The sequence below is a fragment of the Saccharospirillum sp. MSK14-1 genome (assembly GCF_003054965.1).
Lineage (GTDB): Bacteria > Pseudomonadota > Gammaproteobacteria > Pseudomonadales > Natronospirillaceae > Saccharospirillum.
This window is the reverse complement of sequence record NZ_MIES01000021.1, coordinates 1-3,679: the sequence shown is the minus strand read 5'-3', so window position 1 is coordinate 3,679 and position 3,679 is coordinate 1. Positions and strand designations below refer to the sequence as shown.

4 protein-coding genes are annotated in these 3,679 nt (G+C 35.9%); 2 read left to right on the top strand and 2 right to left on the bottom strand.

Annotated elements, in window-relative coordinates; genetic code table 11:
• The coding region (locus tag BGP77_RS18015; RefSeq protein WP_199224189.1) for a hypothetical protein at positions 1–646 on the top strand (646 nt) is incomplete at its 5' end.
• Between the two features lie 81 nt (positions 647–727).
• Positions 728–1,576 carry a bifunctional 2-polyprenyl-6-hydroxyphenol methylase/3-demethylubiquinol 3-O-methyltransferase UbiG gene (locus BGP77_RS03710; protein ID WP_158269259.1) on the top strand — a complete coding sequence of 283 codons (849 nt, stop codon included), beginning with the start codon at positions 728–730 and terminating at the stop codon, positions 1,574–1,576.
• Between the two features lie 166 nt (positions 1,577–1,742).
• On the opposite strand, the gene wecB is transcribed toward BGP77_RS03710, so the two are convergent.
• Positions 1,743–2,837 carry a non-hydrolyzing UDP-N-acetylglucosamine 2-epimerase gene (gene wecB / locus BGP77_RS03705; protein WP_108163396.1) on the bottom strand — a complete coding sequence of 365 codons (1,095 nt, stop codon included), beginning with the start codon at positions 2,835–2,837 and terminating at the stop codon, positions 1,743–1,745.
• Between the two features lie 13 nt (positions 2,838–2,850).
• Positions 2,851–3,679 (bottom strand): glycosyltransferase family 2 protein (locus tag BGP77_RS03700; protein ID WP_108163395.1); only part of this gene is annotated, 829 nt, incomplete at its 5' end.

Genomic DNA, 3,679 nt, shown 5'->3' with positions numbered 1-3,679 from the left:
GATCGCTTCAAAAAATAAAGTGACTAGGCAAGATGTTTTTAGGCTCACTGTTGAGATGATCCCTTTAAAGTATCTCCCAGGTGGTATTTGGCATATGGCGAGCCGAGTTTTACATTTGCGGAGTAAGGGCGTTGAAAATCGATTGCTAGCTTTAACAACATTATTTGAAGTTTTGTTGCCTGCGTTGGTTTCCACTGTGGTTGCGATTGGGCTATTTTTTTTAAACTTGGTGTTTGCCCCCAAAATTGGTTATGTAGAAGTTATCATTATTTATACAGCCATTTTTTTCACGGCCATATTGATGTTCAATTATGGTGCAACAGGGAAACGAAATGTATTGGTAAGCATTGTTTTACATTGGGTCAATGTTGCAATGTTGTTTGGTTGTTGGTTTTCTATTTTTAATACGCCCGGTTTAATACTCATTGAAAATATGGTCAATTACCTTTTGTCATGGGCAGTTGGTAATTTGGCGTTTTTTGCTCCGCAAGGAGTGGCAGTGACAGAAGGTGTTTTTTTACTTTTGGATACATCTACAAGTCTATCAACGATGATGGTCGCGCTTGTAGGCTTCAGGATGTTGCTAATGATTGGTGATGTGTCAATATTATTCTGTTGGTTACTTATTCGGAAATGGTTAAGTTAGCCCAAAAATATTATATTGGTAAAAAAAGTTACTATTAGTAATTATGTAAGGGCTTTTGTAGATTTTCAAGAGAGAGGGAAAGTGAAAAAGATATATTATAACGGTATCCCATCTGCACGGGATTACACTGAGGCATTAAGTTCTAAGCAATTTCTAGAATTGCAGGCATACTCTGGAAAATTTTTGCAGGAAAATGAATCAGCCTTAAAGGACTATATTAGCCGATGGGTCGGTGACCCGCTACACCAGTGGAGTCGCCAATGGGAATATCCGTTTGTATATAGTAACGTGAGTAAAAAAGTAGAAGATAATGGTAATTCATTGATTTTGGATGCTGGTTCTGGTGTTACTTTTTTTTCATTTTTTCTAAATGCGAAATTTAAATCTGCCGATGTTTATTGTTGCGACTACGATCAAAAATTATCTGCAGTTTATGATGAAATTAATAATCGCCAAGATAGTAAGGTTAATTTCACGGCAAGCGATTTGCGATGCCTTCCCTATGAGAAGGATCAGTTTGATTTAATATATTGTATTTCTGTTTTGGAACATACAGACAATTTTGAGTCTATAATTGATGAGTTTTATCGTGTCATAAAGCCTGGCGGCGAACTTGTTGTCACTTTTGATGTATCGCTTGATGGATCGAGAGAAATAGATATCGATAAATCAATAAATTTACTAAATGCATTGGCTAAAAGATTTAGTCTAGATGGCCATATTTTAAATAATCTGGATTCACGATTTTTAGATTCCAATAATTTCACTACTCTTACAGCTAGAGATATTAACCCTCGTCTGTTACCTTGGGTCGGGCCATCAGTGCTGCATCGAATTAAATCATATGTGAAGAGCGGAAAATTTGGATCTTGGCCGCCGCCTATGACTGTTTTTTGCATTAGCTTAACCAAATCGACTGATCGAGAATAGTGTTGTTTATTTCAGGGCTGTTTATTATAGCGGGTCTTTAATTAGTATTAAAAAATTTAGCAAAAATGGTAGGTTTAAAGTTATAAGAAATAGAGCTACCAAGTTTATATTAGTCATCCAAAATAAATTGTTTTGGATGACTTCTGTGTTGTGTTTTTCTAAACGCCTATTTTTTTGTCATTTGAATTTTAGTAGATAAGTGATTGCAAATTATGTCGCTTGGTGATATTTCGGGTATCGGTTTTAATTTCCAGGTCCTGGATTTGTAGTGCTGTAAAAATTGATCAACTTTATTTTGATTAAATTCTGATAGCACTACACCATTATCAATTCCTTCTGTTCTCTCAGTTGCAGCTCGCATCAGTAAGCAAGGAAGTCCCATGTAAAATGCTTCTTCTTGGTTACTACCTCCATCGGTTATAAGAAATCTTGCGTTAACTAATAGTTTTGAGAACTCTATATAGGACATCCGGTCTATTAGTGAGATCCCTGGTGCTTCTTGTAATTTTCTAAAAAGTTTAGTTTTTATTAACTTTTCTTTAGTGACCGGGTGTAAGACAAAGATTATTTCTATGTCTCGACTGTGCTTAATTATTGAATCAATAATAAAACACAATCGCTTTCTTTTATTTAGATTTTCAAATCTGTGAATGGAGGCAACGCCATATTTTTTTTTCTGATCTGATGATGGTGAATTGGATTTGGTGGCAATGTTGATGGAATCGATGATGCTATTTAATACGGTGTTTATTTTTTCCGTTTTATATTTTATTAGATTACTGACTGCCCAGTTACCAGGTGCGTAGTGGTAGTCAGTGAGTCTTGAAACTAAAATTCTAATAATCTCTTCTGGAAACGGGTTGGTTAAATTAAAAGATCGCAATCCAGCCTCAACGTGGCCCAGTTTAGCTCCGATTTTTTTGGCGTAAATTGCGCCAATTAGAGTGGATAGAGTATCTCCATGAACTAAAACAATGTGCACATTATTTTTGTTTTTAGTTAGTAAAATGGTTTTTAGTATTAAGTAAAACCATTTAAATAATTTTATGGGGTTGTCTGTTTCTCTATTGGGTATTAGTTGGTTGTCTGGTTTTTTTAAACCAAAAGAAGATACTAACTGATCAATTGTGTTTTCATGTTGGCCAGTTAACGTAAATAGATAACGTATGTTCATCTTATCCAAGGTTAGCATTATAGGTGCCATTTTAACTAGTTGCGCTTTCGTACCGATGACAATTTCAATTTTCTGGTTAATTAGCATTTTATTGATGCGCTCAATTTCTAGCGTAAATTAATGTTGATATTTGCTCAGATATCAAACCCATTAAAAATACCATGACTGAAGTTGATAAGAGCATTGCAGACATATTAGTAAAAGTGCCGTCGGTTATAAAAGTGAAAGCGTAACGGCCCATGCCGAGTACAAAAAAGAATAACGCCGTTGGCAGGAAAACTCTAAGTGGGGAATAGAGCCCGATGATCTTAAAAATAATAGTAATAAATCGTATGCCATCTTTTAATGGTCGAATGTGGCTTTTGCCTTCGTTTTTCTTAACGTTAACACTTACAAACTTAACGCCGTATCCTAGTTTAAAAAAGCTCATACATAGTGTGGTTGGGTAAGAAAAGTAGTTCGGAAGTAAATTGACGAGAGAAAGGGCCTTTTTACGATCGACGATTCTAAAACCTGATGTTAAGTCATCTATCTTTTTCTCAACTAAAAATGAGGCTAATTTGTTGTAGAGCCCATTTGCAAAGTGTCGCCATATAGTCGATTGGCTTTCGCGACGCCTTGCGCCTATCACCATGTCTATATTTTCATCGAGTTCAGCAATTAATTTTGGGATTTCTGATGGTAAATGTTGGCCATCAGCATCCATCATGATTAAAAAATCTCCTTTTGCATTGCGAATACCCGTTTTAATTGCGGCACCGTTGCCTCGCGAATAAGGATGTCTAATAACATGAGCCCCTGCACCGGATGCAACTGAACCTGTATTGTCATCTGAGCCGTCATCTATAACTATAATTTCAGGTTTCGTACCGAGTTCGGATAAACCCATAAGCTCTTCAACTAATTTGGCTATTCCTTGAGCTTCATTC

Coding starts and splice junctions, on each gene's coding strand:
- wecB (WP_108163396.1), bottom strand. CDS start 2,837: ATGCTAATTAACCAGAAAATTGAAATTGTCATCGGTACGAAAGCGCAA.